This window comes from Amycolatopsis sp. NPDC051045, assembly GCF_040682955.1.
Taxonomy (GTDB): Bacteria; Actinomycetota; Actinomycetes; order Mycobacteriales; family Pseudonocardiaceae; genus Amycolatopsis.
Window position 1 is genome coordinate 14,706 of record NZ_JBFBCC010000037.1, and the last position, 22,233, is coordinate 36,938.

The 22,233-nt window shown below is 71.7% G+C and carries 23 protein-coding genes; 17 read left to right on the forward strand and 6 right to left on the reverse strand.

Features of this window, described 5'->3' with window-relative positions:
- Nucleotides 1–27 precede the first annotated feature (27 nt).
- On the forward strand, nucleotides 28–993 hold the full coding sequence (gene mtnA / locus AB0M80_RS41640) for an S-methyl-5-thioribose-1-phosphate isomerase (RefSeq protein WP_364575969.1): 966 nt from the start codon (nucleotides 28–30) through the stop codon (nucleotides 991–993).
- Between the two features lie 32 nt (nucleotides 994–1,025).
- On the forward strand, nucleotides 1,026–1,469 hold the full coding sequence (locus tag AB0M80_RS41645; RefSeq protein WP_364575971.1) for a hypothetical protein: 444 nt from the start codon (nucleotides 1,026–1,028) through the stop codon (nucleotides 1,467–1,469).
- Here the strand turns inward: AB0M80_RS41645 and AB0M80_RS41650 are convergent.
- Both AB0M80_RS41650 and AB0M80_RS41655 read right to left on the reverse strand, forming a co-directional pair.
- Nucleotides 1,466–1,681, reverse strand: a complete 216-nt coding sequence (locus AB0M80_RS41650) for a ferredoxin (protein WP_364575973.1) — start codon at nucleotides 1,679–1,681, stop codon at nucleotides 1,466–1,468. The two genes, AB0M80_RS41645 and AB0M80_RS41650, sit on opposite strands and share 4 nt — an antisense overlap.
- A 14-nt stretch (nucleotides 1,682–1,695) precedes the next feature.
- Nucleotides 1,696–2,886 (reverse strand): cytochrome P450, encoded by a 1,191-nt coding sequence (locus tag AB0M80_RS41655; protein WP_364575975.1) that lies wholly within the window; start codon nucleotides 2,884–2,886, stop codon nucleotides 1,696–1,698.
- A gap of 115 nt (nucleotides 2,887–3,001) precedes the next feature.
- Here AB0M80_RS41655 and AB0M80_RS41660 point away from each other — a divergent pair, with 115 nt between their 5' ends.
- The 4 genes from AB0M80_RS41660 to AB0M80_RS41675 are packed head-to-tail and all read left to right on the forward strand — an operon-like array spanning nucleotide 3,002 to nucleotide 5,526.
- Nucleotides 3,002–3,511 (forward strand): PadR family transcriptional regulator, encoded by a 510-nt coding sequence (locus AB0M80_RS41660; protein ID WP_364575977.1) that lies wholly within the window; start codon nucleotides 3,002–3,004, stop codon nucleotides 3,509–3,511.
- On the forward strand, nucleotides 3,508–4,722 hold the full coding sequence (locus tag AB0M80_RS41665) for a cytochrome P450 (RefSeq protein ID WP_364575979.1): 1,215 nt from the start codon (nucleotides 3,508–3,510) through the stop codon (nucleotides 4,720–4,722). Before AB0M80_RS41660 ends, AB0M80_RS41665 begins: the two co-directional genes overlap by 4 nt.
- Nucleotides 4,723–4,725: 3 nt before the next feature.
- Nucleotides 4,726–4,923 carry a ferredoxin gene (locus tag AB0M80_RS41670; protein WP_364575981.1) on the forward strand — a complete coding sequence of 66 codons (198 nt, stop codon included), beginning with the start codon at nucleotides 4,726–4,728 and terminating at the stop codon, nucleotides 4,921–4,923.
- 42 nt (nucleotides 4,924–4,965) lie between these two features.
- The gene (locus AB0M80_RS41675) at nucleotides 4,966–5,526 is read left to right on the forward strand and encodes a TetR family transcriptional regulator (RefSeq protein ID WP_364575983.1); all 561 of its coding nucleotides are present in this window, start codon (nucleotides 4,966–4,968) and stop codon (nucleotides 5,524–5,526) included.
- Here the strand turns inward: AB0M80_RS41675 and AB0M80_RS41680 are convergent, their stop codons facing one another.
- On the reverse strand, nucleotides 5,527–8,262 hold the full coding sequence (locus AB0M80_RS41680; RefSeq protein ID WP_364575985.1) for an FAD-binding and (Fe-S)-binding domain-containing protein: 2,736 nt from the start codon (nucleotides 8,260–8,262) through the stop codon (nucleotides 5,527–5,529).
- A gap of 84 nt (nucleotides 8,263–8,346) precedes the next feature.
- On the opposite strand from AB0M80_RS41680, the gene AB0M80_RS41685 reads away from it, so the two are divergent.
- The 8 genes from AB0M80_RS41685 (at nucleotide 8,347) to AB0M80_RS41720 (ending at nucleotide 15,917) form a co-directional block, all read left to right on the forward strand.
- Nucleotides 8,347–9,486: a GAF domain-containing protein gene (locus AB0M80_RS41685; protein ID WP_364575987.1), complete on the forward strand. Its 1,140-nt coding sequence runs from the start codon at nucleotides 8,347–8,349 to the stop codon at nucleotides 9,484–9,486.
- Nucleotides 9,483–10,106 (forward strand): response regulator transcription factor, encoded by a 624-nt coding sequence (locus tag AB0M80_RS41690; protein WP_364575989.1) that lies wholly within the window; start codon nucleotides 9,483–9,485, stop codon nucleotides 10,104–10,106. The genes AB0M80_RS41685 and AB0M80_RS41690 overlap by 4 nt, the downstream gene beginning before the upstream one ends.
- Nucleotides 10,107–10,119: 13 nt before the next feature.
- Complete coding sequence (locus AB0M80_RS41695) at nucleotides 10,120–10,938, forward strand: PHP domain-containing protein (protein ID WP_364575991.1); 819 nt, start codon at nucleotides 10,120–10,122, stop codon at nucleotides 10,936–10,938.
- A gap of 118 nt (nucleotides 10,939–11,056) precedes the next feature.
- Complete coding sequence (locus tag AB0M80_RS41700; RefSeq protein WP_364575993.1) at nucleotides 11,057–11,866, forward strand: ABC transporter ATP-binding protein; 810 nt, start codon at nucleotides 11,057–11,059, stop codon at nucleotides 11,864–11,866.
- Nucleotides 11,863–12,636: an ABC transporter ATP-binding protein gene (locus tag AB0M80_RS41705; RefSeq protein WP_364575995.1), complete on the forward strand. Its 774-nt coding sequence runs from the start codon at nucleotides 11,863–11,865 to the stop codon at nucleotides 12,634–12,636. Before AB0M80_RS41700 ends, AB0M80_RS41705 begins: the two co-directional genes overlap by 4 nt.
- Nucleotides 12,633–13,511: a branched-chain amino acid ABC transporter permease gene (locus AB0M80_RS41710; RefSeq protein WP_364575997.1), complete on the forward strand. Its 879-nt coding sequence runs from the start codon at nucleotides 12,633–12,635 to the stop codon at nucleotides 13,509–13,511. The genes AB0M80_RS41705 and AB0M80_RS41710 overlap by 4 nt, the downstream gene beginning before the upstream one ends.
- Nucleotides 13,512–13,518: 7 nt before the next feature.
- Nucleotides 13,519–14,670, forward strand: coding sequence for a branched-chain amino acid ABC transporter permease (locus AB0M80_RS41715; protein ID WP_364576029.1), 1,152 nt, complete (start codon nucleotides 13,519–13,521; stop codon nucleotides 14,668–14,670).
- Nucleotides 14,667–15,917: an ABC transporter substrate-binding protein gene (locus AB0M80_RS41720; RefSeq protein ID WP_364575999.1), complete on the forward strand. Its 1,251-nt coding sequence runs from the start codon at nucleotides 14,667–14,669 to the stop codon at nucleotides 15,915–15,917. Before AB0M80_RS41715 ends, AB0M80_RS41720 begins: the two co-directional genes overlap by 4 nt.
- Here the strand turns inward: AB0M80_RS41720 and AB0M80_RS41725 are convergent.
- Nucleotides 15,886–16,920 carry a Glu/Leu/Phe/Val dehydrogenase dimerization domain-containing protein gene (locus tag AB0M80_RS41725; RefSeq protein ID WP_364576001.1) on the reverse strand — a complete coding sequence of 345 codons (1,035 nt, stop codon included), beginning with the start codon at nucleotides 16,918–16,920 and terminating at the stop codon, nucleotides 15,886–15,888. The two genes, AB0M80_RS41720 and AB0M80_RS41725, sit on opposite strands and share 32 nt — an antisense overlap.
- A 68-nt stretch (nucleotides 16,921–16,988) precedes the next feature.
- Between AB0M80_RS41725 and AB0M80_RS41730 the strand changes: the two genes are divergently transcribed.
- From AB0M80_RS41730 to AB0M80_RS41740, 3 genes are all read left to right on the forward strand, one after another.
- Entirely contained in the window at nucleotides 16,989–17,456 is a 468-nt protein-coding gene (locus AB0M80_RS41730; protein ID WP_364576003.1) for an Lrp/AsnC family transcriptional regulator, read from the forward strand.
- A 139-nt stretch (nucleotides 17,457–17,595) separates the two neighbouring features.
- The gene (locus tag AB0M80_RS41735; protein WP_364576005.1) at nucleotides 17,596–17,853 is read left to right on the forward strand and encodes a hypothetical protein; all 258 of its coding nucleotides are present in this window, start codon (nucleotides 17,596–17,598) and stop codon (nucleotides 17,851–17,853) included.
- Between the two features lie 40 nt (nucleotides 17,854–17,893).
- On the forward strand, nucleotides 17,894–18,460 hold the full coding sequence (locus AB0M80_RS41740) for a GNAT family N-acetyltransferase (protein ID WP_364576007.1): 567 nt from the start codon (nucleotides 17,894–17,896) through the stop codon (nucleotides 18,458–18,460).
- Nucleotides 18,461–18,491: 31 nt separating this feature from the next.
- On the opposite strand, the gene AB0M80_RS41745 is transcribed toward AB0M80_RS41740, so the two are convergent.
- Nucleotides 18,492–21,203, reverse strand: a complete 2,712-nt coding sequence (locus AB0M80_RS41745) for a GH92 family glycosyl hydrolase (RefSeq protein ID WP_364576009.1) — start codon at nucleotides 21,201–21,203, stop codon at nucleotides 18,492–18,494.
- A 245-nt stretch (nucleotides 21,204–21,448) separates the two neighbouring features.
- Nucleotides 21,449–22,081: a YigZ family protein gene (locus tag AB0M80_RS41750; protein WP_364576010.1), complete on the reverse strand. Its 633-nt coding sequence runs from the start codon at nucleotides 22,079–22,081 to the stop codon at nucleotides 21,449–21,451.
- Between the last annotated feature and the right edge of the window lie 152 nt (nucleotides 22,082–22,233).

Consider the following 22,233-nt stretch of genomic DNA (forward strand, 5'->3'; position numbering starts at 1 on the left):
CACCATGGCCGGTTTCCGGGAGGGCACGTGCGCAGGACCATCGACTGGGCGGACGACGCGATCGTCATCATCGACCAGACCGCGCTGCCCGGCGAGTACCGGCTGCTCGAGCTGCGGACCGTCGACGAGCTGGTCGACGCCGTCAAACGGCTCGCCGTCCGCGGGGCGCCCGCGCTCGGGGCCGCCGGTGCCTTGGGTGTCGCGCTGGCGGCGAAGCGGGGCGGGGACGTCCGCAAACACGCCGAGGTGATCGCCCACGCCCGGCCGACCGCCGTCAACCTGGCCTGGGGCGTCGAGCGCGCCCTCGCGAAACTGGACGAGGGGGCCGACGCCGTCCTCGCGGAAGCGCAGGCCCTGCTCACCGAAGACGAAGAACTCAACAAGACCGCCTCGAAACACGCCGCCGAGATCGTGCTCGCCGAGTGCCCGCGCCGGCCGCTGCGGCTGCTCAGCCACTGCAACGCCGGGCGGCTGGCGACCGTCGGCTGGGGCAGCGCGCTCGGCGTCGTCTGGCACCTGCACGACCGCGGGCTCGTCGAAGAAGTCCTCGTCGACGAGACGCGCCCGCTGCTCCAAGGCGCCCGGCTGACGGCGTGGGAGCTCGCGCAGGCGAAAGTCCCCTACCGCGTCCAGCCCGACTCGGCGGCCGCCGCCGCGATGGCCCGCGGGCTGGTCGACTGCGTGCTCGTCGGCGCCGACCGGATCGCCGCGAACGGCGATGTCGCCAACAAGATCGGCACCTACGGCCTGGCGATCGCCGCGCGGCACCACGGCGTGCCGTTCGTCGTGGTCGCTCCTTCATCCACAGTGGACAGGTCGATCGCGGACGGCGCGGGCATCGCCATCGAAGAACGCGACGCCCGCGAGCTCACCGAATACGCCGGGGTACCGATCACCCCGCCGGGCGCGGAGGTCTTCAACCCCGCCTTCGACGTCACCCCGTACGAACTCGTCACGGCCGTGGTCACCGAGCACGGCCGGTTGACGCCCTGAAAACACTTCGGCGACGATCACCTGGGGGATCGATGAAGCGCCTGTCCCTTTCACACCTGTTCAAGTCCTGGCGCCGGCCGAGACGCCTGCAGATCCCGGACGGCACCTACCACCTCACGCCGACCGGGGACCGAAAGTTCCGGATGGTCCGCCTCTCGGAGGCCGAGGCCGAGGAAGCAGCCGGGAAGCACCACTACTGGGCCATTGTGGACGAAGACCATCCGGTGACAGCTCCGTACGCTCTGGTGCGCCAGGTGGGTTCCGGCGACGAGCGGGAGGCCTTCTACGGCAACGGGTGGAGCAGAACCGATTTGCTCATCCGCATCGAATGGGGTCGCGAAGACTTCGAGGTGGTTTCCGTTTCGGACGAGGACGTGGAACGAATCACGAGGTTCCTGGTCGACCGGTACGAGACGGCGCGGCGCCAGGCCGCCGAACCGGGGCCGCCGCCGACGGACCTCGGCCCCACACCCTAGGGACGGGGGCCGATCTCCCGCCCGCCGTCGGTCACCGTGATCGCCATGGCCGGGCAGGAGTCCGCGGCGTCGAGCACCGTTTCGTCGGCTTCGACCGAGGACGTCACCGTGTGCGCCACCGCGCCGTCGAGGGTGAACACCTCGGGCTTGAGCGCCGCGCACATCCCCGAACCGATGCAGGTTTGTTCGTCGACTTCCACGTGCCAGCTCATGGCCACCTTCCGAGTCACCATCCGATCGGCATCGACCGCGGTCCGCGGACGAGCATCTGCGTCTTCCACACGATATCGCCCTCGATGTGCAACCCCGGCATCTCGGTGACCAACGCGCGCAGCGCCTCCTGCAGCTCCAGCCGGGCCAGGGGCGCGCCGAGGCAGTGGTGGACGCCGTGACCGAAGCCCAGGTGGTGGTTCTCGGAGCGGTCGAAGCGCAGCTTGTCGGCGTCGTCGAACTGGAGCCCGTCGCGGTTGGCCGCGCCGACCGCCACCAGCACCGGCTCGCCCGCCCGTACGAGCACGCCGCCGACCGAGACGTCTTCGGTGGCGTAGCGCGGGAATCCTGCGCCGGCGCCCAGCGGGACGAACCGGAGCAGTTCCTCGACCGCGGCGGGGATCAGGTCCGGGTCGGCGCACAGCCGCCCCCACTGCTCGTGCTGGTCCTGCAGTGCGTAGACGAAGTTCGGGATCTGGCTCGCGGTGGTCTCGTGGCCGGCGACGAGGATGCCGACGCACAGGTCGACGAGCTCCAGCTCGGTCAGCCGGTCGCGGACGTCGCGGGCTTCGATCAGCGCCGTCATCAGGTCGTCCTGGGGCCGCGAGCGGTGTTCGGCGATCAGGCCGCGCATGTAGTCGCGCAGCTCTTCGCGGTTGCGCTCGAATTCCTCGGGCGTCAGCCCGCTGGTCGACAGCGCCGCGTCGCTCCAGACGCGGAACTTCGGCCGGTCGGCGACCGGGACCCCGAGCAGCTCGCAGATCACCGCGACCGGAATCGGCAACGCGTAGGCGTCGACGAGGTCGGCGGGCGGACCGGCCGCCTTCATGTCCGCGATCAAGCCGGCGGCGAGCGAAGCGACGCGCGGCCGGAGCAGCTCGACGCGGCGCATGGTGAACGCCTTCGCGACCAGCGTCCGCAGCCGCGTGTGGTCGGGCGGGTCCATCTGCAGGATGCCGCCGTCCCGCACCGCGGGTGAGCGGCGCGGGGCGTCCTTTTCCTTCTCCATCGCGCGCGAGAACCGGCGGTCGCCCAGCACCAGCCGGGCGTCGGCGTAGCGGGTGGCCAGCCACGCCGGCTCCCCGTAGGTCATCTTCACCCGGACCAGGCCGTCGGCTTCCCGGGCGGCCGCGTACGCCTCGTTCAGGTCGAGCCCGGCCTCCTCGTTGAACGGGTACGACAGCGGTTCGGTGTGGGTGGCGGTCATGCGGAACCCCCGTGCTCCAGGTTGTAAGCAGCTGCTTACAACGCTACACAGTTTCTTTCCGCCTGTCACGATCCGCCATTGCCCCGTCACCGAATACTAGGTTACGGTGACCTAGGTGTGGATCGAAATCCTCCTGCTGTCGAAGCTGGCCGCCGAGCCGATGCACGGCTACGAACTGCGCAAGGCGGTGGAGGCCTCGACGGGCCACACCCTGTCGAACAACTCGCTCTACCCGACGCTGCGGCGCTTCGTCGACGCGGGCGCGGTGAGCCGCAGCGCGGAAGAGCAGGAGGCCAAACCGCCGCGGCACGTCTACACGATCACCGACGTCGGGCGGGAGCTGCTGCACGACCTGCTCGCGGACTTCCCGGCCGACCTGGCGCTCAACGAGCCGGAGTTCCTGGCCCGCGTCGGGAACTTCGCCTGGCTGCGCGAGGAAGAACGCGCCCGGGTGCTCGAAGTCCGGAAACGCGCGCTGACCGCCGAGCACGCCCGGCTCACCGGGCTCGCCGCCGGGCAGGCCGATCCGTGGAGCCGTGCCGCGCTGCGCCACGTGCTCGGGAAGTTCGACGCCGAGCTCCGCTGGCTCGCCGACCTCACCACCGATCCGAGGGAAGACGCATGACCACCACCGAAGAAACGCCTCGCCTCCCCTTCGCCCGCGCCGACGCGCTCGCGATCGCCCCGGACTACGCGATCCTCCGCCGGCACGCGCCGGTGAGCCGGGTGCTCACCCCCGCGGGCGACCCGGCCTGGCTGGTGACGTCCTACGAGGAGGCCAAGGAGGTCTTCCGCGACCACCGCTTCGGCCGGTCGCACCCGGCGCCGGAGCAGGCGTCGCGGATCTCCCACGCCGCGGTGCAGGACGGTCCGAGCGGTGACTTCGAAACCGAAGAGCGGGAACACAAGCGGATGCGCCGGATGCTGGCGCCCGCGTTCTCCGCACCCCGCATGCGCGCCCTCGGCGACCACATCGCGGAGCTGACCGACCGCTGCCTCGACGACCTGCAGGCCGCACGGGACGCAAACCCCGGCGAGCCCGTCGACCTGACCGACTTCCTCGCGTTCCCCTTGCCGGTGCTGGTGATCTGCGAACTGCTCGGCGTCCCCTACGCCGACCGGGAGCACTTCCGCGGCCTCTCCGAGCGGATCGCGATGATGGACGGCGGTGAGGACGCCCAAGCGGCCATGGCGGAGTTCATGGCGTACATGACGAAGCTGGCCGACGCCAAGCGCGCGGACCCGCAACCCGACGTCATCTCCGACATGGTGCAGGTCCAGGCCGAAGACGCGACCTTCACCGACGATGACCTCGCCCGGATGGGTGCCGGGCTGCTGTTCGCCGGCCACGAGACGACGTCGACGCGCATCGCGATGGGCACGCTGTTCCTGCTCGCCGACACCGCCCGCCGCGACCGCTTCGCCGCCGACCCCGACGGCCAGGTGAACCAGACCGTCGAGGAGATCCTGCGGCTGACCGCCACCAGCGGCACCGGCCTGCTGCGGTACGCGCACGAGGACGTCGACATCGCCGGGACGCGGATCATGCGCGGCGACGCCGTCCTGATCTCCAGCGACGCGGCGAACCGGGACGCGTCGGTGTTCGCCGACCCCGACGGGTTCGACCCGGACCGCACACCGAACGTGCACCTCGCCTTCGGCACCGGCGCCCACGTCTGCATCGGCGCCAACCTCGCCCGCACCGAGCTGCGGACGGTGTTCCCGAAGCTGTTCCGCCGCTTCCCCGGCCTGCGGCTCGCCGTCGGCATCGACGAGATCCCGGTCCGCACCAACCGCGTCGCCGGCGGCGTCGAGCGCGTCCCCGTGGAGTGGTGAGCCATGCAGATCACCGTCGACGCGGGCAGCTGCGTCTCGTCCGGCCAGTGCGTTCTGCTCGCGCCGGAGACGTTCGACCAGAACGAGGACGACGGCACGGTCGTGCTCCTCGCGGCCGAGCCGCCCGCCGGTGAGGAGGAGGCGGTCCGGCAGGCGGAACTGACCTGCCCGGCCGCCGCGATCCGCCTTTCCGGCGCGTAGGGCCGTCGCGCCCGCGTCCGGTTTGCCGGTTAGCCTGCTCCGATGACGGAGCAGGCGCGCAAACGGGACGCGGTCGCGACGCGGCAGGCGTTCCTGGACGCCGCCGCGAAGCTGTTCGCCGAACGCGGCTTCGACCGGACGACCGTGCGGGACATCGCCAAGCTGGCCGGGGTGAACCAGGCGCTGCTGTTCCGCTACTTCGGCAGCAAGGAGGCGCTGTTCGAGGAGGTCATCGCCCGGTCGGGGCGCGAGCAGCTCGCCACCACCCCGCCGGAGCGGCTCTTCAGCACGTCCCTGCGCAGCATGCTCGAGCCCGGTGGCCGGCGGAACCGGGCACTGGAGACGTACCTGCGCTCGTCGGGCAGCGACGGCGCCGCGGCCGCGATCCGGCAGGAGGTCGGCCGGGAGTACGCCGGGGTGCTCGCGACGCTGACCGACGCCCCGGACGCCGAGCTGCGTGCCGACCTCGCGCTCGCCTGGCTCATGGGTATCGCGTTGGTCCGCGAGGTCACCGGGAAGGAACCGCTGGCCGGCGCCGACCCCGACGACATCTGCCGTCTCGTGCTGACCGCGATCAAGACGCTGCTGGAGCGCAGCGAATAGTCACGGCAGGGCGCGGCGCAGCAGCTCCGCCAAGTGCACCGGTTCGCGGCCCGACTCCTGGGCGATCTGCGTCCGGCAGCTGAAGCCGTCCGACACGACCACCGTCTCCGGGGAGGCCGCGCGGATCGCGGGCAGCATCCGGTCCTCCGCCACCGCCTTCGAGACCTCGTAGTGGCCGCGCTCGAACCCGAAGTTGCCGGCCAGGCCGCAGCAGCCCGAGTCCAGGGTCGTGTTCCGGACGCCCGCGGCGGCCAGCGCGGCCTCGTCGGCGCCGAAGCCCAGCACCGCGTGCTGGTGGCAGTGCACCTGCGTGATCGCGTCGACGTCGAGCGCCGCGAACGGGATCGGCGCCCGCGCGAGGAGTTCGGCGAACGTGAACGTCCGCGAAGCCAGCAGTTCCGCGCGCGCGTCGCCCGGCATGAGCGCGGGCAGGTCGCCGCGGAACAGGGCCGTGCAGCTGGGTTCCAGGCCCGCGACCTCGTAGCCGTCCTCGAGGTACGGCGCCAGCACGTCCAGGGTCCGGTCCAGCACCCGGCGCGCGACGCCGAGCTGGCCGGTCGACACCCACGTCAGTCCACAACAGACTCCGCGGTCCGGCAGCACGACGTCGTACCCGGCCGCGGTCAGCACCTCGTGGGCGGCGTCGAGCACAGAAGGCGTCAGGAAGTTGTTGAACGAGTCCGGCCACAGCACCACGCGACGCTCCCCCGTCGCCCGGCGGCGCAGGTCCGCCCGCGCGCGGGTGAACGGCGCGGACGCGAACGACGGCAGCTCGCGTTCCGGCGCGATCCCGCCGAGCCGTTTCACCAAGCGGGCCAAGGAGGACCGCCCGACGGCGTTGGCCAGCCGCGGCAGCCGCGCGCTGAGCCGCAGCCACAGCGGCAGCCAGCCCATCGAGTAGTGCGACGCCGGGCGCAGCCGCCGCCGGTAGTGCTGGTGCAGGAACTCGGCCTTGTACGTCGCCATGTCGACATCGACCGGGCAGTCCGACAGGCAGCCCTTGCAGGACAGGCACAGGTCGAGGGCGTCGCGGACTTCGGCCGAGCGCCAGCCGTCGGTGATGACCTCGCCGTTGATCATCTCCGCGAGCAGGTGCGCGCGCCCGCGCGTCGAGTGCTTCTCCTCGCGGGTGGCGCGGTAGCTCGGGCACATCACGCCGCCACCGCCGGTGTTGCGGCACTTCCCCACCCCGACGCAGCGCCGCATCGCCTGCCCGAAGCTCCCCCGGTCCTCCGGGTAGCCGAGGAAGACGGCGTCCTCGACGGAGGAGGGTGCCTGCCGCACCCGCAAATCGGCGTCGACGGGACGCGGCGCCACCAGGATGCCGGGGTTCATCCGCCCGGCCGGGTCGAAGATCGCCTTGAACCGCGCGAAGAGGGCCATCATCTCCGGGCTGTACATGCGGGACAGCAGCTCGGACCGCGCCTGGCCGTCGCCGTGCTCGCCCGACAGCGAGCCGCCGTGCGCCGCGACGAGGTCCGCGGCCTCCTCCAGGAACCGCCGGAACCCGGCGATCCCCGGCGCCGAAAGCAGGTCGAAGTCCAGGCGCAGGTGCAGGCAGCCTTCGCCGTAGTGGCCGTAGACCACGCTGCGCCGCCCGTGCGACCGCATGAGTTCCTTGAACTCGCGCAGGTACGCGCCCAGCCGCTCGGGCGGGACGGCGGCGTCCTCCCAGCCGGGCCACGCCTCCGAACCGTCGGCGAGCCGCGTCGCGAGCCCGGCGCCTTCCTCGCGGATGCGCCACAGCCGGCGTTGCGCGGCCGGGTCGTCGAGGATCGTGAACCCGGTGAGGTCGAGGGACGCGGCCAGCGCGCGGGCCCGCCCGGCCGGGTCGTCGCCGGCCAGTTCGACGAACAGCCACGCCCCGCCCGGCGGCAGGTCGCCCGCCCGCCCGGGGAGCATCGCGACCAGTTCGGCGTCCACGCCTTCGACGGTCAGCGGGGACCACGGCAGGATCGACGGCACCGCGTCGGCCGCCGCGATGTCGGAGGAAAAGCCCAGCACCGCGAGTACGCGCTGCCGAGGCAGTTCGGCCAGTGCGACCGTGGCTTCGAGCACCGTGACGCAGGTGCCCTCCGAGCCGACGAGCGCCTTGGCGACGTCGAACCCGTTCTCCGGCAGCAGGTGTTCGAGCCCGTACCCGGAAACCCGGCGCGGCCACGTCGAAAGTTCCTTGCGCAGCAACGCCAGGTTGTCGCGGACCAGCGCGCGCAGCTCGTCGAAGATCCGGCCCTCGGTGGGCTCGTCCGGGCCCACCCGCAGCCGCGTGCCGTCGTAGAGCAGGACCTCCAGCGAGCGGACGACGTCGACCGTGCGCCCCCACGCCACCGAGTGCGAGCCGCACGCGTTGTTGCCGATCATCCCGCCGAGCGTGCACCGGCTGTGCGTCGACGGATCCGGGCCGAACCGCAGGCCGTGCGGGGCCGCGGCCGCCTGCAGGTCGTCGAGCACCGTACCGGGCAGCACCCGCGCGAGCCGCGCCTCGGGGTCCAGCGACAGCACCCCGCCGAGGTGCCTCGACGTGTCGATCACCAGCCCCGGCCCGCACGCGTTCCCGGCGACGCTCGTCCCGCCGCCGCGGGCGATCACCGGCAGGTCGCGCGCGCGGGCCTCGGCGACCGCCGCGACGACGTCGTCGACGGTCTCCGGCAGCACCACGCCGCGCGGCACGTGCCGGTAGTTGGACGCGTCGGTCGTGTACAGCGCGAGCGTGGCGGCGTCGGTGAGGATCTCCACGCCCCCATTCAAGTCGACGGAGGGCCGCCGGACCTCTCCAGCCGGGTATGTCCGAAAGCACATTCCGTGTGCCATCGTGATCGCGTGACGGCAAAGGAGCACGTCGCCGAGTACAGCGCGGTGCTGGGCGAGCTGCTGCGCGAGCGCGAGAAGCTGCTCGGCACGCTCGACCGGGTCGCCGCGCTGCACGGGACCGCGCGCCTGATCCGGGAGACGGTCGGGGCGAAGGCCGGGTTCGTCGCCGAGCTCGACCGGCCCGAGCTGGCCGTGATCCGCTGGACGTCCGGCACCCGGACGGACTCGCTGCAGGACCTCGAGGTGCCGGTCGGCCAGGGCATCGGCGGGCGGGTGCTGGCGCTGGGCCGCCCGGTGCGGGTCACCGACTACGTCAGCTCGCCGGCGATCACCCACCACTTCGACGCCCAGGTGCGCGGCGAAGGCCTGGCCGCGATGCTCGCCGTCCCGATCGTCGCGCGCGGCGAGACCGTCGCCGTCGCCTACGCGGCCATGCGCGAGCCCGCCGACTTCGGCGACGACGCCGTCCGGCGGATGGAGGAGGTCGCGCGCGAGGCCGGGACGGCGTTGCACCTGGCGAAGGTGGCCGAGACCGACCGCACGGCCGCGGTGGCCGGCGAACGCCTGCGGATGCAGAGCGCGCTGCACGACTCCGTCGGCGCGCTGCTGTTCTCCATCGGCGTCCAGGTGCGTGACCTGCACGAGGACTTGTGCGGGCTCCCGGGCCTGGAGGCGCGGCTGCGCCGGCTGGAAGGCGACGTCTCGGCGGCGGCGGGCGCGTTGCGGGAGTCCCTGCTGGCGCTGTCGGAGTGCAGCCCGGAGCGGGCCCTGCCGGTCGAGCTGGCCGAGCACTGCCGCTCGTTCCAGGCGCGCTGCGGCGTCCCGGCGCGGTTCGTGCAGCTCGCCGCGGTGCCGCCGCTGGACGCCGAACGCACCGCGCTGCTGGTGTCCGCCGTGCGTGAGGGCCTGCTCAACGTCGAGAAGCACGCCCGGGCGTCGTCGGTGATCGTCAGCCTGCTGCCCAGCGACGACGGGGTCCAGGTGGTCGTCGCGGACGACGGCACCGGCACCGACCCGGTCCCCGGCACGGGCATGGGCCTGCGGACGCTGACCGGACGCGCCGAGCGGCTCGGCGGCCGGGTCAGCCTGGTCCGCGACGACGACGACGGCTGCACCCTGCGCGCGTGGGTGCCGCTGGTGCGGCCGTGACCCACGCGACCGTCTTCGTCGTCGACGACCACCCGGTGGTCCGCGACGGCGTGGCCCTGCTGCTGCGCTCGGACCCGTGCCTGAACGTGATCGGCTCCGCGGAGTCCGGCCGGCTGGCGATCGAGCGGGTGGCGTCGCTGGCCCCGGACCTGATCCTGCTCGACCTGCGGCTGCCGGACATGCTCGCGCCGGAGGTCGTCACCGAGCTGCGCCGGGTGCACCCCGACGGCAAGATCGTGGTGTTCACCGCCCACGGCGACCACCAGGGCGTGCTGGCCGCGCTGGAGTCGGGCGCGCACGGCTGCCTGCTCAAGGACGCCGCCGGCGCGCAGCTGGTGACCGAGCTGCGCCGGGTCCTGCGCGGCGAGCGCGTCGTCGACCCGCGGATCCTGCCCGACGCCGGGCAGCGCTCGGACGCACTGGCCCGCAGCGGCCTGACCCGCCGCGAGTACGAAGTCCTGCGGCTGGCCGCCCAGGGCCAGACGAATCCGGAGATCGCGGAGTCGACGGGACTGGCGCGCAACACGGTGAAGACGTACCTGCAGTCGGCGCTGCACAAGCTGGGCGCGCGCAACCGCGTCGAGGCGATCGGCAAGGCCAGCGAAGCCGGGCTGCTGTGAGATCCTCGGCCGGGTGACGATCGACCTGCACACGCACAGCACGGCCTCGGACGGGACGACGCCGCCGGCCGAGCTCCCGCGGCTGGCCGCCGAGGCCGGGCTGACCGTCCTCGCCCTCACCGACCACGACACCTTCGCCGGCCTGGAAGCGGCGGCGACCGCTGCCCCCGGCATCGAGCTCGTCCCCGGCGTGGAAATCTCCTGCCGCCTCGACGACGCGGAGGTCCACCTGCTCGGCCTCTTCGTCGATCCCGGGCACGCGCCGCTGGCGGCCGAACTCGAGCTGATCCGCACCGACCGGGACCGCCGCGGGGTGCGGATGGTCGAGCGCTGCCGGGAGCTGGGCGCACCGATCACCCTGGAGCAGGTGCGGGCGATCGCCGGGGGCGCACCGCTGGGACGTCCGCACATCGCCGCGGCGCTGGCCACCGTGGGCGTCACCGACGCCTTCACCGCCGACTGGATCGCCGACGGCGGCCGCGCCGACGTGCCGAAGCACGTGTTGTCCGCGGTGGCGGCGATCGCGCTGGTCCGCGCGGCCGGCGGTGTCGCGGTGCTGGCCCACCCGCGCTCGGTGAAGCGCCGGGCTTCGGTTTCCGACACGCAGCTGGCGCGGCTCGCCGACGCCGGGCTGACCGGCATCGAGGCCGACCACCCGGAGCAGCCCCCGGAGGTCCGAGGCCGGCTGCGAGCGATCGCGGCGGACCTGGGGCTGCTCGCGACCGGCTCGAGCGACTTCCACGGTGACCGCAAGCCGGTCCGCCTCGGCGAATACACCACCTCCCCCGAGGTGTTCGCGGCACTCCGGGAGGCCGCCGTGTCCGTTTTGTAGCCGCCTACCTCTCCAGGTGGGGGTATCGGATCACTCCCGCCGAACGCAGGATGACCGCCACCGATCGTGACTCGCGTCACACGAACGGAGGAGGCCTCTTGCGTCCTGGAGTGAGTCCGTGCTGACCGTGCGTGGCCTGCGGGTGCGGTACGGCCGGTCGACGGCCGCCCTGCACGGGATCGACCTCGACGTCTCCGCCGACGGGGTGCTGGCCGTGCTCGGCAGCAACGGTGCCGGGAAGTCCACTTTGCTCAGAGCCGTCTCGGGCACGCTCCGGATGCACCGCGGCTCGATCGACGACGGTGAAATCCGCTACGACGGCCACGCGCTCGGCCGGCTCGACCCCGCCCGGATCGTCCGGCTCGGCGTCGTCTGCGTCCCCGAAGGCCGCCAGGTGTTCGCCCGGATGACCGTCGAGGAGAACCTGCGGGCCGGTGGCATCGGGGCGCGCACCGCGGCCGAAAGGGACACCGCCCGGAAGCGGGTCGACGAGCTCTTCCCCGTGCTGGCGGAACGGGCCAGGCAGCGCGCCGGGCTGTTGTCCGGCGGGGAGCAGCAGATGCTGGCGATCGGCCGGGCGCTGATGTCCGCGCCGCGGCTGCTGCTGCTGGACGAACCTTCGCTGGGCCTGGCCCCGAAGGTCGTCGGGCAGATCGCGCGGACCATCCGGGAGATCCACGCCCGCGGCACCGCCGTGGTGCTGGTCGAGCAGAACGCGGTGATGGCGCTCGGCGTCGCCGACCACGCCGTCGTGCTCGAGGTCGGCCGGGTCGCACTGGCCGGAACGGCGGCCGAGCTCTCCGCCAGCCAGGACGTCCGGCGGCTCTACCTCGGCGGGCACGCCGAGTCGCCGGAGACCACCGGCGCCGAGGCGGAAACCGCCCGCGCCCGGCCGGCGGGCCGGACCCTGTCGAGGTGGGCCGGATGACGGCGCCGGAGCTGCGCGTCGAGAACGTCTCCCTGCGGTTCGGCGGAATCCGCGCCCTCGACGACGTGAGTTTCACCGTCGCCCCCGGCTCGCTGCACGCGCTGATCGGGCCGAACGGCGCCGGGAAGTCCAGCTGCTTCAACGTCATCAGCGGCCTCTACCGGGCGAACGCCGGCCGCGTCCGGCTCGGGGACACCGACCTCACCGGGCTCGCGCCGCACAAGCTCGCCCGCCTCGGCGTCGGGCGGTCGTTCCAGAACGCCGCCCTCTCCCCCGGCTCGACCGTGCTGGACAACGTCATGCTCGGCCGGCACGCGCTGACCCGCGGCGGATTCCTGGAAACCGGGCTGCGGCTGCCGTGGACGGTCCGCGCCGAACGGCGGCACGCCGGGCGCGCGCGGGAGATCTGCGCGTTCCTCGGGCTCGGCCCGGTCGTCGACGCGCCGGTCGGCGTGCTGCCCTACGGCGCGGTCAAGCGCGTCGACCTCGCCCGCGCGCTCGCCGTCGAGCCGGTGCTGCTCCTGCTCGACGAGCCCGCGGCCGGGATGAACGCGACCGAGACCGCCGAGCTGGCCGGCACCATCAGCGAGATCCGGGCGGAACTGGGTATCTCGATCGTGCTCGTCGAGCACGACATGGGTCTGGTGATGGGCATCGCCGACCGCGTCACGGTGCTCGACTTCGGCAGGCGCATCGCCGACGGCACCCCGGCGCAGGTCCAGTCCGACCCGGACGTCATCCAGGCCTACCTGGGGACGGAGGCGGCGTGAACACCTTCCTGCAGCTCGTGGTGAACGGCCTCGGCAAGGGCGCGGTGTTCGCGTTGCTGGCGCTGGGGTTCGTGATCATCTTCAAGGCCACCGAGGTGGTCGACTTCGCGCACGGCTCGCTCGTGCTCTTCGGCGGCTACCTCGTCGTGGTGACGCGGGACGCGCTGGGCTGGGTGGGCGCGTCGCTCGTCGGCGTCGTCTCGGCCGGGTTGCTGGGCCTGCTCGTCGAGCGGCTGCTGCTGTCGCGCTCCCGGCACGCCGACGCGAACAGCCTTGCCCTGCTCACCATCGGCGTCGACGTGATCGTCACCGAGGAGATCGTGCGCCGCCTCGGCGTCACGCTGCCCTTCCTCGGCGACGCGTGGGACGCGAAGCCGTTCCAGCTCGGCGGGATCACCCTGTTCCGCACCCAGCTGGTCGCCCTCGGCGTGGCCGCGGTGCTGATCACGGCGTTCTGGCTGGCCTTCAAGTACTCGAACTGGGGCGTGGCGATGCGGGCGCAGGCGGAGAACCGCGAAGCCGCCGCGCTGATGGGCATCCGCAGCTCCCGCGTCACCGCGACCGCGTGGCTGGTCGCCGGGCTCCTGGCCGGGGTGGCCGTGCTCTTCATCGCGACGCAGGACTTCTCCGGCGCCGGGCTTTCGCGCGGGACGCACTCGATCGCGCTGGCCGCGTTCCCCGCGGCGATCCTCGGCGGCCTCGACTCGACGGCGGGCGCGGTGGTCGGCGGCCTGGTCGTCGGCCTGGTGGAAGCGCTGTCGGCGCAGTACGTCTCGTTCGACTTCTCCAAGAGCGCGGTGTTCCTGGTGATGCTGGTGGTCCTGGTGGTGCGGCCGTCCGGGCTGTTCGGCACGAGGGAGCGAACGCGTGTCTGAGCAAACCGTGTCCGAAGTGGACAGCCCGCCCGCCGCCGACGCGCCGGCGTCACGGCCGAACCGCGACCCGGCGCGGCTGGTCCGCGCCGCGGCGTGGCTCGCGCTGCTGGTCGTCCTGCTCGCCCTGCCGCTCTACCTCGACGCGGCCTGGTTGAAGGCCGGGCAGTACCTGATGATCGGCGCGGTCGGCGCGATCGGGCTGACCCTGGTCGTCGGGCAGGCCGGGCAGCTTTCCCTGGCGCACGCGTTCTTCCTGCTCGCCGGGGGCACCGCCTACACCGTCCTGTCCGGGCCGGCCGGCGACGAGCGCGTGGTCGGCTTCGGCCTCGACCCCGGCCTCTCGCTGCTGGGCGCGGTGGTCGTCACGGCCCTGCTCGGGCTGGCCTTCGCCCCGGTCGCCGGGCGGCTGCGCGGGATCTACCTGGGCGTCGCCTCGCTGGCGCTGGTGTTCCTCGGCCTCTACTTCGGGCAGTCGGCCGAAGAGCTCACCGGCGGCACGTCCACCGGGCGCACGCCGGCACCGTTCTCCCTGTTCGGCTTCCCCTTCACCAACGACGGTCCCCGGCTCGAACTGCTCGGCGTGCCGATCCGGCAGGCGGAACGCACGTGGTACCTGTTCCTGCTGCTCACCGTGCTGGCGTTCGTGATCGCGCGCGGCGCCGCCGGTGGCCGGGTCGGACGCTCGTGGCGCGCGGTGCGCGACAACGAGGCCGCGGCCGCGGTGATGGGGGTCAGCGTGCTGCGCGCCAAGGCGGGCGCGTTCGCCGTCTCCTCGGCCTACGGCGGCCTCGCCGGCGCGATGACCGTGCTGTGGTTCGACATCCTCAAACCGGACGAGAGCGAGTTCGGCACCTACGGCATCAACGTGTCGATCGCCTACCTGGCGATGGTCATCATCGGCGGGCTCGGCTCGGTCCCCGGCGCGCTGGTCGGCGCGCTGATCGTCAACGGCCTGCCGCAAGTGCTCGCCCTCTACTCCGCCGACCTCGGCTGGTTCTCCGGCACCGGCGACGGCGCGCTGACCCCGGTCCTGGTCAGCTCGTTCGTCTACGGCGCCGCGATCATCCTCGTCGTGCTGTTCGAGCCGGGCGGGCTCGCCGCGATCGGCCGCCGGATCACCCAGCGGCGCTTTCGCCGTCAACTCCCGGAGGAACCATGAAACGCACACACCTGGCGGCGGCGCTGGTGGCCGCCCTCGCGCTCTCGTCGTGCAGCACGAAAGCGAACGACTCGGGCTCGTCGGGGCCGGACAGCTCCGGCGTCAAGACCGGCAAGGGGGTGACGGCGACCGAGGTGACGCTGGGCGTGATGACCGACAAGTCCGGCGTGTTCAAGAACCTCGGCCTCGGCGTCACGCAGGGCAACGAGCTGTGGGCCAAGGACTTCAACGCCGCCGGCGGGGTCTGCGGGCGGCAGGTGAAGCTCGACGAGGTCGACCACGGCTACAAGGCCGACACGGCGAAGACGCTGTACCCGCAGATCGAGCCCAAAGTGCTCGGGTTCGTGCAGTTGCTCGGCTCGCCGGTGGTCGCCGCGCTGAAGCAGAACCTGGCTTCGGACAAGACCGTCGCCGCGCCCGCGTCGTGGTCCTCGGAGCTGCTCGACAACCCGTACGTGATGATCGTCGGGACGACCTACGACCTGGAGATGATCGACGGCCTGGCGTACCTGCAGGAGCAGGGGCTGCTCAAGGACGGCGACACCATCGGGCACGTCTACATCGACGGCGAGTACGGCAAGAACGGCCTGCGCGGCTCGCAGTTCTACGCGAAGAAGCACAGCCTGTCGGTCAAGGAAGTGAAGATCACCTCGACCGACAGCGACCTCACCAACGTCGTCACCGGGCTCAAGGGCGCCGGCGTCAAGGCGATCGCGCTGACCACCACCCCCGCCCAGACCGGGTCCGCGGTGGCGGCGAACAAGGCCCTCGGGCTGAACGTGCCGGTGCTCGGCAACAACCCGACGTTCGACCCGGCGCTGCTCAAGAGCCCCGCCGCCGCGGCGCTCGACAAGCTGACGATCGTCGCCAGCAGCGTGCCGTTCTCCGCGGACCTGCCGAAGGCGAAGGACGTCGCCGCGAAGTTCAAGGCCGCGTACAAGGAAACGCCCAACGGCGGTGTCCCGTACGGCTACGCCGTCGGCGAAGTGTGGGGCGCGGTGCTGAAGAAGGCCTGCGACAACAAGGACCTCACCCGCGACGGCATCGCCGCGGCGCTGAAGCAGACGACGTCGGCGAACACGGACAACCTGGTCGCGGCGCTCGACTTCTCCAAGCCGGGGACGCCGGCGACGCGCCAGGTGTACGCGGCCACCCCGGACGCCTCCGCCGAGGGCGGCGTCAAGTACGTCAAGCCGCTGTTCGAAGCGCCCGAGGCTAAGGAGTACGTGGCTCCGCACCAGAGGTGAGCCGGCGTTCGGCCAGCGCGGCCGCCTCCCGCAGCGGCGTGGTCGCGTTGGCCTCCGCGGTCTTCAGCAAGTCCGCGACGGTCTGCTCGATCGTCTCCACGCGGGCGAGCGCGGCCTCGTGGTCCAGGCCCTCCGCTTCACGCGAAAGGGTGTAGATGATCCCGCCCGCGCTCGCCACGTAGTCCGGGATCCACCGGACACCGCGGGCGGCGAGGTCGTCGGCCACCGTGTCGTCGGTGAGCTGGTTGTTGGCCGGGCCGACGACGAGCGGGGTGTCGAGCCGGGCCACCGTCTCGGGATCGAGCACCCCGCCCACCGCCGCCGGGATCACCACGTCGGCCGTCGACGTGAGCACTTTCTCCGGCTCGGCCCAGCTCAGGCCGAGCCGCTCGGCTGCGGCGCGCTTCGCCGGGTCGATGTCGGACACGACGACGTCGGCACCGGCCGCGTGCAGGCTCGCCGCGAGGTGGGCGCCCACCGAGCCGTAGCCGCTGATCACCACCCGGCGCCCCGTCATGTCCGCCGAGCCGACCGCCGCCCTAAGCGCGGCCAGCACGCCGACGGCGGTCGGGCCGCTGGAGGAACCGGTGCCGCCCGCCGACTCGGGCGTGCAGAACGCGTAGGGCGAGGCCTCGCGGAGCACCAGCATGTCGGCCGGGCCGGTGCCGACGTCCGGGCCCGCCTGGTAGCGGCCGCCGAACTCGGCGATCAGGTCCGCGTGGTCCAGGAGGACGTCCCGGCGTTCCGCCGGCGAGAGCACGCGGCCCGGCTCGAGCGCGATGACGCTCTTGCCGCCGCCGAAAGCGAGCCCCGCGACCGCGCACTTGGCCGTCATGGCTTCGGACAGCCGCAGGACGTCGTCGACGGCTTCGGTGAGGGTGGCGTAGGGCTTGAAGCGGCAGCCGCCGACGGCCGGGCCGAGGACGGTGGAATGGATCGCGATCATCGTGGTGACGCCGGATCGACGGCCACGACGGGCGACGAGGTGCTCATGTGCGGTCATGACGACTGAAGTTAGAGTCATCGTCGGCAGCGTCGGCGGTTCGCCGAACGAAATTCGTCCCGGAGGGGATGGTCACGGTGCTCGACGAACTTGATTCGGCGATCGTGCGGCAGTTGCAGGAGGACGCCCGGCAGACCAACCGGGACATCGCGCGCAAGGTCGGCATCGCGCCGTCGACGTGCCTGGAACGCATCCGGCTGCTGCGCGAACGCGGCGTCATCCGCGGGTACCACGCCGACATCGACCTGCCGAGCCTCAACCGCGGCGTCCGGGCGCTCGTCACGGCGCAGGTGCGGCCGCTCAGCCGGGCGGTGATCGATTCCTTCCAGCGGTCGATCGCCGAACTGCCGGAGGTGCTCTCGGTTTACGTGACCGCGGGGAGTGACGATTTCCTGATCGAAGTGACCACACCGGACATCGACGCGTTGCACGCATTCCTGACCGACCGGCTGGCGTTGCGCCGGGAGATCGTCGGCTTCCGGACGTCGATCGTTTTCCGGCACCTGCGGAAGACGACGATTGAACCGCTTCCGTAGGGGTACTCGGGGTTCACCCCGGAACCGCACGACACGCCACCCCTACGTGCACCCCTGAAATACCCGGGTTCGCACGCTCGGAGGCGGAAACTGTCGGTGGCGAGGCGTCTAATGAGCACGACGGGAAGGAGGCGCCGCCATGATCACCGAACTGAACCATCGTGAGCGGGCCACGTTGAGAGCCGTGGCCGGGGGCCACGCCGAGATCCGCTGCAGCTGCGAGCCCGACCTGTTCATCGACGGCCTGAGCTGCTGCGACCAGTCCACCGTGCACCGGCTCGCGCGGCTCGGCCTGATCGCACCGGCCCGGATCGGCAAGTGCGGCGAGCGCGTGCCCGCCCTGCTCACCGAGGCCGGCTCGCGGGCACTGGGCGAGGTCCTCGCCATCGCCGCGTAAAGACGTTGCTTCACACTGGGGTCACTGCCAGCATCACCTGATGCACGTATTCCTCGAAACCGAGCGGTTGATCCTCCGCCGGTTCACCGAGAACGACGCCGACGCGCTCTTCGAGCTCTACGACGACCCGGCCGTGATGAAGTACCTCAATGGGGGACAGCCGGCGGACCGCGCCGAGATCGTCACGCTGGATCTCCCCGCGTTCCTCGGTTACTACGAGCGTTTCCCCGGCTACGGGTTCTGGGCGGCGATCGAAAAGAGCACCGGCGGCTTCCTGGGGTGGTTCCATTTCCGGCCGCGGCCGGATGATCCGGCGGACGAGCCGGAACTCGGCTACCGGCTGCACCGGAAGGCGTGGGGCAAGGGCTACGGCACCGAAGGCTCCGCGGCCCTGCTCGCGAAGGGCTTCACCGAACTGGGGGTCCGGCGCGTGACCGCGTCGACCATGGTGGTGAACCAGGCCTCGCGCCGCGTGATGGAAAAACTGGGGATGAAGCTGGTCCGCACGTACTTCGAGGAGTTCCCCGAGCACGAGCGGGCGCCGGGCAGCGAGCAAGGTGACGTGGAGTACGCGATCACCCGCGAAGAGTGGGTCAAGGGCTCGTGAGCGCCGCGCCCGGCGCTCACGAGCTCCCGGCTCAGCGGTAGACCTCGAACTCGTAGATCCGCGCCGCGCCGTTGCCGTCGTTGGCCGGGCTGGTGAGGTTCAGCTTCACGTACCGCGCCGAGCGGGTCCCGATCGGGTGATACGTGCGGCTCGCCCGGGAACCGGTCACGGACGCGACCGTCGTCCACGTGCTGCCGTCCGTGGACGTCTGGATCGTGAAAGCCGCGGTGTTCCAGCCCGTCGTCTCCCCGCCGAGGCCGGCGTGCTCGACGACGAACGACGACACGTTCTGCGCGGACCCGAGGTCGACCTGCAGGAACTTCGTCGCCGCGGTGGTGCAGAACTTGCTGTTGTTCGCGAGGCTCCCGTCGACGGCGTTGGCCGCGCCCTCGGCCGAGTTGCACGGCGCCGAGCCCGTGGCCGCCTTGCCTTGCGCCACGTTCGTGCCGAGCTCCGGCGCGGCGGGCGGCGGCGTGAACCCGTCGTTGTACGACGGCGGGACGTCCGCCGTGCTCGTGCCCCACGTACCCGGCGACGAGCCCATCGAGTAGCTCAGCGTCGACGCGCCCGCGATGTCGCCGTAGCGGATCCACGACTTGGTCGTCGAAACGCCGTTGACGCTGAGGTTCTGCACGTACTGGGCGCCCTGGCCCGCGCCGGTGCCGGTGATCCGGATCGTCCCGCTCGGCCGGAGGATCGAAGCCGAGGGGAACAGCGGGCCGTGCAGGGCGAGGACGTCCGCGCCGGGTGTCGCCGGGTACATCCCCAGGGCGGCGAAGACGTACCACGCCGAGGTGGCGCCCAGGTCGTCGTTGCCGGGCAGGCCACCCGGGCCGGTGGTGAACGACTCGTTCATCACGCGCCGCACGGCCGAGCTGGTGCCCTGCGGGTGGGCCGCGTAGTTGTACGCCCACGGCACCCCGTGCTCGGGCTCGTTGCCGATGTAGAAGTACGGCTGGGTGAGGCCACCGTTGAGCTGCGTGAAGTGGTGGTCCAGCCGCTGGACGGCGGTCTGGCGGCCGCCCATCAGGTTGATCAGGCCCTGGTAGTTGTAGGGCACCATCCACGTGTACTGCGACGGGTTGCCCTCGGTGTAGCCGCTGTTGCTCGACGGCACGACCGGCCACGCCCACGTGCCGTTGCTGCCGCGCGGCTGGATGTAGCCGGAATCGGGCCCGAAGACGTTCTGCCACCACTGGGCGCGCTGCATGTAGGTGTTGTACTTCGCGGTGTCCCCGACGGCCTTCGCGAACTGAGCCACCGCGAAGTCCGACGCCGAGTACTCGAGCGAGTCCGACGGGTCCTCGTAGACGTAGTGCCGGCTGAGGTAGCCGCTTTCCCGGCCGCGGATCGCCTGCCCCTGCGTGGCGCCGCCGCTCGCGCTCTTGTCCATCAGGGTCAGCGCCGCCGCGGTGTCGAAGCCGCGGACCCCGAAGGCGTACATGCTGCCCACGATGATCGGCCCGGGGTCCCCGGTCATCACGAAGTGCTCGTTGCTGTTGTGCGACCACTTGGGCAGCAGCCCGCCCTGCTGGCCGTCCAGCACCATCGACTTCGCGATGTCACTCGCCTCGTCGGGCGCGACCAGCCCGATCAGCGCGGCCCACGACCGGTAGATGTCCCAGCCGGAGTAGTTCTGGTAGACGGTGTGCGCGGCGGTGTGGATCGCCTGGTCGAACCCGCGGTACTGACCGTTGGTGTCGCTGGCGATGTTCGGGTTCTGGAACACGTGGTACAGCGCCGTGTAGAACTTCTGCAGGTCCGCGGCCGCGCCGCCGCTCACCTGGACGCGGTTCAGGACGTTGTTCCAGCTCGTGTCGGCCGCGCCGCGGATCCCGGCGAAGTCGAAGCCGGGGTTCTCGGCGGCGAGGTTCGCCTGCGCGTTGGCCAGGCTGACGAACGAGATGCCGACCTTCGCCTGCACCGTGTTGTTGGTGGAGGTGTCGAAGGTGACGTAGCCGCCGGAGTTCGTGCCGCTGGTGCTCGCGGACCCGGCCGAAACCGTCCCGCCGAGCCAGGTACCGAACCCGCTGGGCGCGCGGTCGAACTGGATCACGTAGAAGACCGGGTAGGTCTTCGAGGAGCCGCAGAAGCCGCCGCCGGTCACCGAGCCGGTGATCTGGCTGCCGCTGATGCTGACGGACCCGCTGCGGCTGCCGGTCGCGCTGCGGCTGGTGTTGACCAGCAGCCGCGCGCTCGTCGTCGCGGGGTAGGTCAGCTTCATGGAGCCGGACCGCTTCGTGGCGGACAGCTCGACGGTCGTGTTGTAGGTGTCGAGCTTGTTTTTGTAGTAGCCGGGCGCGGCCGATTCGTTCGCCTTGGTGTAGCGGCCCGCGTACCCGGTCCAGCCGGTGCCCGGCGACGTGCCGAGCGCGCCGGTGATCGGCAGCAGGCCGAGGTCTTCGTTGTTGGCGCAGCCGGCGCCGTTGAAGTGGGTGAGGCTGAATTCTTCGATGCTGGTGTCGCCGTAGCGGTAGCCGGACGGCGACGCGGTCGGGGTGTCCGGGCTGAACTGCACCATCCCGAACGGCACGACCGCACCCGGGTAGGTGCTGCCGCCGGCGCCGCCGGGCACCGGGTTGGGCGAGTTGCTGTTGTCGGTGCCGATGAAGGGATTCACGTACTGCGTGAGGGCGAGCGCCGCGGCGCCGGCGGTCGTCGCGGGCAGCGCGGCGAGCCCCGCCCCCACGAGTACTGCGGCGAGCACGGCCCCGCGTACCCGTCTTGTCGTCGGTCTGGACATGACCCTTCCTCTCCTTGTCGCACGGTTCCGCCGGGTGACAACGATGTCGGGCGATGCGGTGGTGAAGTCAGGCAGCAACAGCTAAGCGGTGACAACGTTGTCAGCATGGCGTGAGCCGCGGTTGCGGCGGACTGGCGATCGAAGTGGTACCGGAACTCGGTGGCAGGACATGGTGCCACGGCAGAGCCCGATCGCGGTAGCACCGAAAGTTCGTTGCGCGGCAACCGAATCCGGGACCGGACCACTCACCGGCCGTGGACCACCCAGTGGTCGCCGAGTTCCGTGGTCGTCGCTTCGCCGTTGGTCAAGCCGGCGAGCCAGCTCGCGAACGCCTCGGCCTCGCCGGGGGCGAGGCCGATCTCGAAGCGAGCCGACTCGTCGAAGCGGGTCGCGTGGAGCAGGTACGGCGACGCGCGCAGGTCGTTCTCCAGCCGGCCCGCGCGGTCGTAGCTCACCGCCACTTCCACGAGACGGAGACGGCGGTGTTCTAGTACACCAACAACTTCCAGTGCGTCCGAAACGGACTGACCGTACGCGCGGATCAATCCGCCCGCGCCCAGCAGCACCCCGCCGAAGTACCGCGTCACCACCGCGACGGTGTCGGTCAGCTCGCGGCGGCGCAGCACTTCCAGCATCGGCGTGCCCGCGGTACCCGCCGGCTCGCCGTCGTCGCTGGAGCGCCGGGTTCGCCCATCCGGCCCCAAAACGAAGGCGTGACAGTGGTGCCGTGCACCCGGATCCGCGCGGCGGCGGGCCACGATGAACTCGCGCGCGGCCGCTTCCGACGTCACCGGAGCCAGCGCGCAGAGGAACCTGGAACGCTTGATCTCGATCTCGTGGACCCCGGCACGAGCCACGGAGAGATAACGATCAGTCATCGGCCAAGTCCGCCATGCACCCAGCTTCCCACCACGCAGCTGGGGTACGACAGCCGCCCCGGACCACTTCGGACGGACGTTTCCGCAGGTCAAAGGCGCAGGAGCCCGCTCTGCGGGAGATCCGGCCCGGCATATGGGACTACCCCGGGGCA

Bases quoted from the DNA above. Each gene is read 5' to 3' on its own strand.
- AB0M80_RS41645 (WP_364575971.1), top strand. From the start codon at position 1,026: ATGAAGCGCCTGTCCCTTTCACACCTGTTCAAGTCCTGGCGCCGGCCG.
- AB0M80_RS41650 (WP_364575973.1), bottom strand. From the start codon at position 1,681: ATGAGCTGGCACGTGGAAGTCGACGAACAAACCTGCATCGGTTCGGGG.
- AB0M80_RS41655 (WP_364575975.1), bottom strand. From the start codon at position 2,886: ATGACCGCCACCCACACCGAACCGCTGTCGTACCCGTTCAACGAGGAG.
- AB0M80_RS41665 (WP_364575979.1), top strand. From the start codon at position 3,508: ATGACCACCACCGAAGAAACGCCTCGCCTCCCCTTCGCCCGCGCCGAC.
- AB0M80_RS41670 (WP_364575981.1), top strand. From the start codon at position 4,726: ATGCAGATCACCGTCGACGCGGGCAGCTGCGTCTCGTCCGGCCAGTGC.
- AB0M80_RS41675 (WP_364575983.1), top strand. From the start codon at position 4,966: ATGACGGAGCAGGCGCGCAAACGGGACGCGGTCGCGACGCGGCAGGCG.
- AB0M80_RS41705 (WP_364575995.1), top strand. From the start codon at position 11,863: ATGACGGCGCCGGAGCTGCGCGTCGAGAACGTCTCCCTGCGGTTCGGC.
- AB0M80_RS41720 (WP_364575999.1), top strand. From the start codon at position 14,667: ATGAAACGCACACACCTGGCGGCGGCGCTGGTGGCCGCCCTCGCGCTC.
- AB0M80_RS41725 (WP_364576001.1), bottom strand. From the start codon at position 16,920: ATGACCGCACATGAGCACCTCGTCGCCCGTCGTGGCCGTCGATCCGGC.
- AB0M80_RS41730 (WP_364576003.1), top strand. From the start codon at position 16,989: ATGGTCACGGTGCTCGACGAACTTGATTCGGCGATCGTGCGGCAGTTG.
- AB0M80_RS41735 (WP_364576005.1), top strand. From the start codon at position 17,596: ATGATCACCGAACTGAACCATCGTGAGCGGGCCACGTTGAGAGCCGTG.
- AB0M80_RS41740 (WP_364576007.1), top strand. From the start codon at position 17,894: ATGCACGTATTCCTCGAAACCGAGCGGTTGATCCTCCGCCGGTTCACC.
- AB0M80_RS41745 (WP_364576009.1), bottom strand. From the start codon at position 21,203: ATGTCCAGACCGACGACAAGACGGGTACGCGGGGCCGTGCTCGCCGCA.
- AB0M80_RS41750 (WP_364576010.1), bottom strand. From the start codon at position 22,081: ATGACTGATCGTTATCTCTCCGTGGCTCGTGCCGGGGTCCACGAGATC.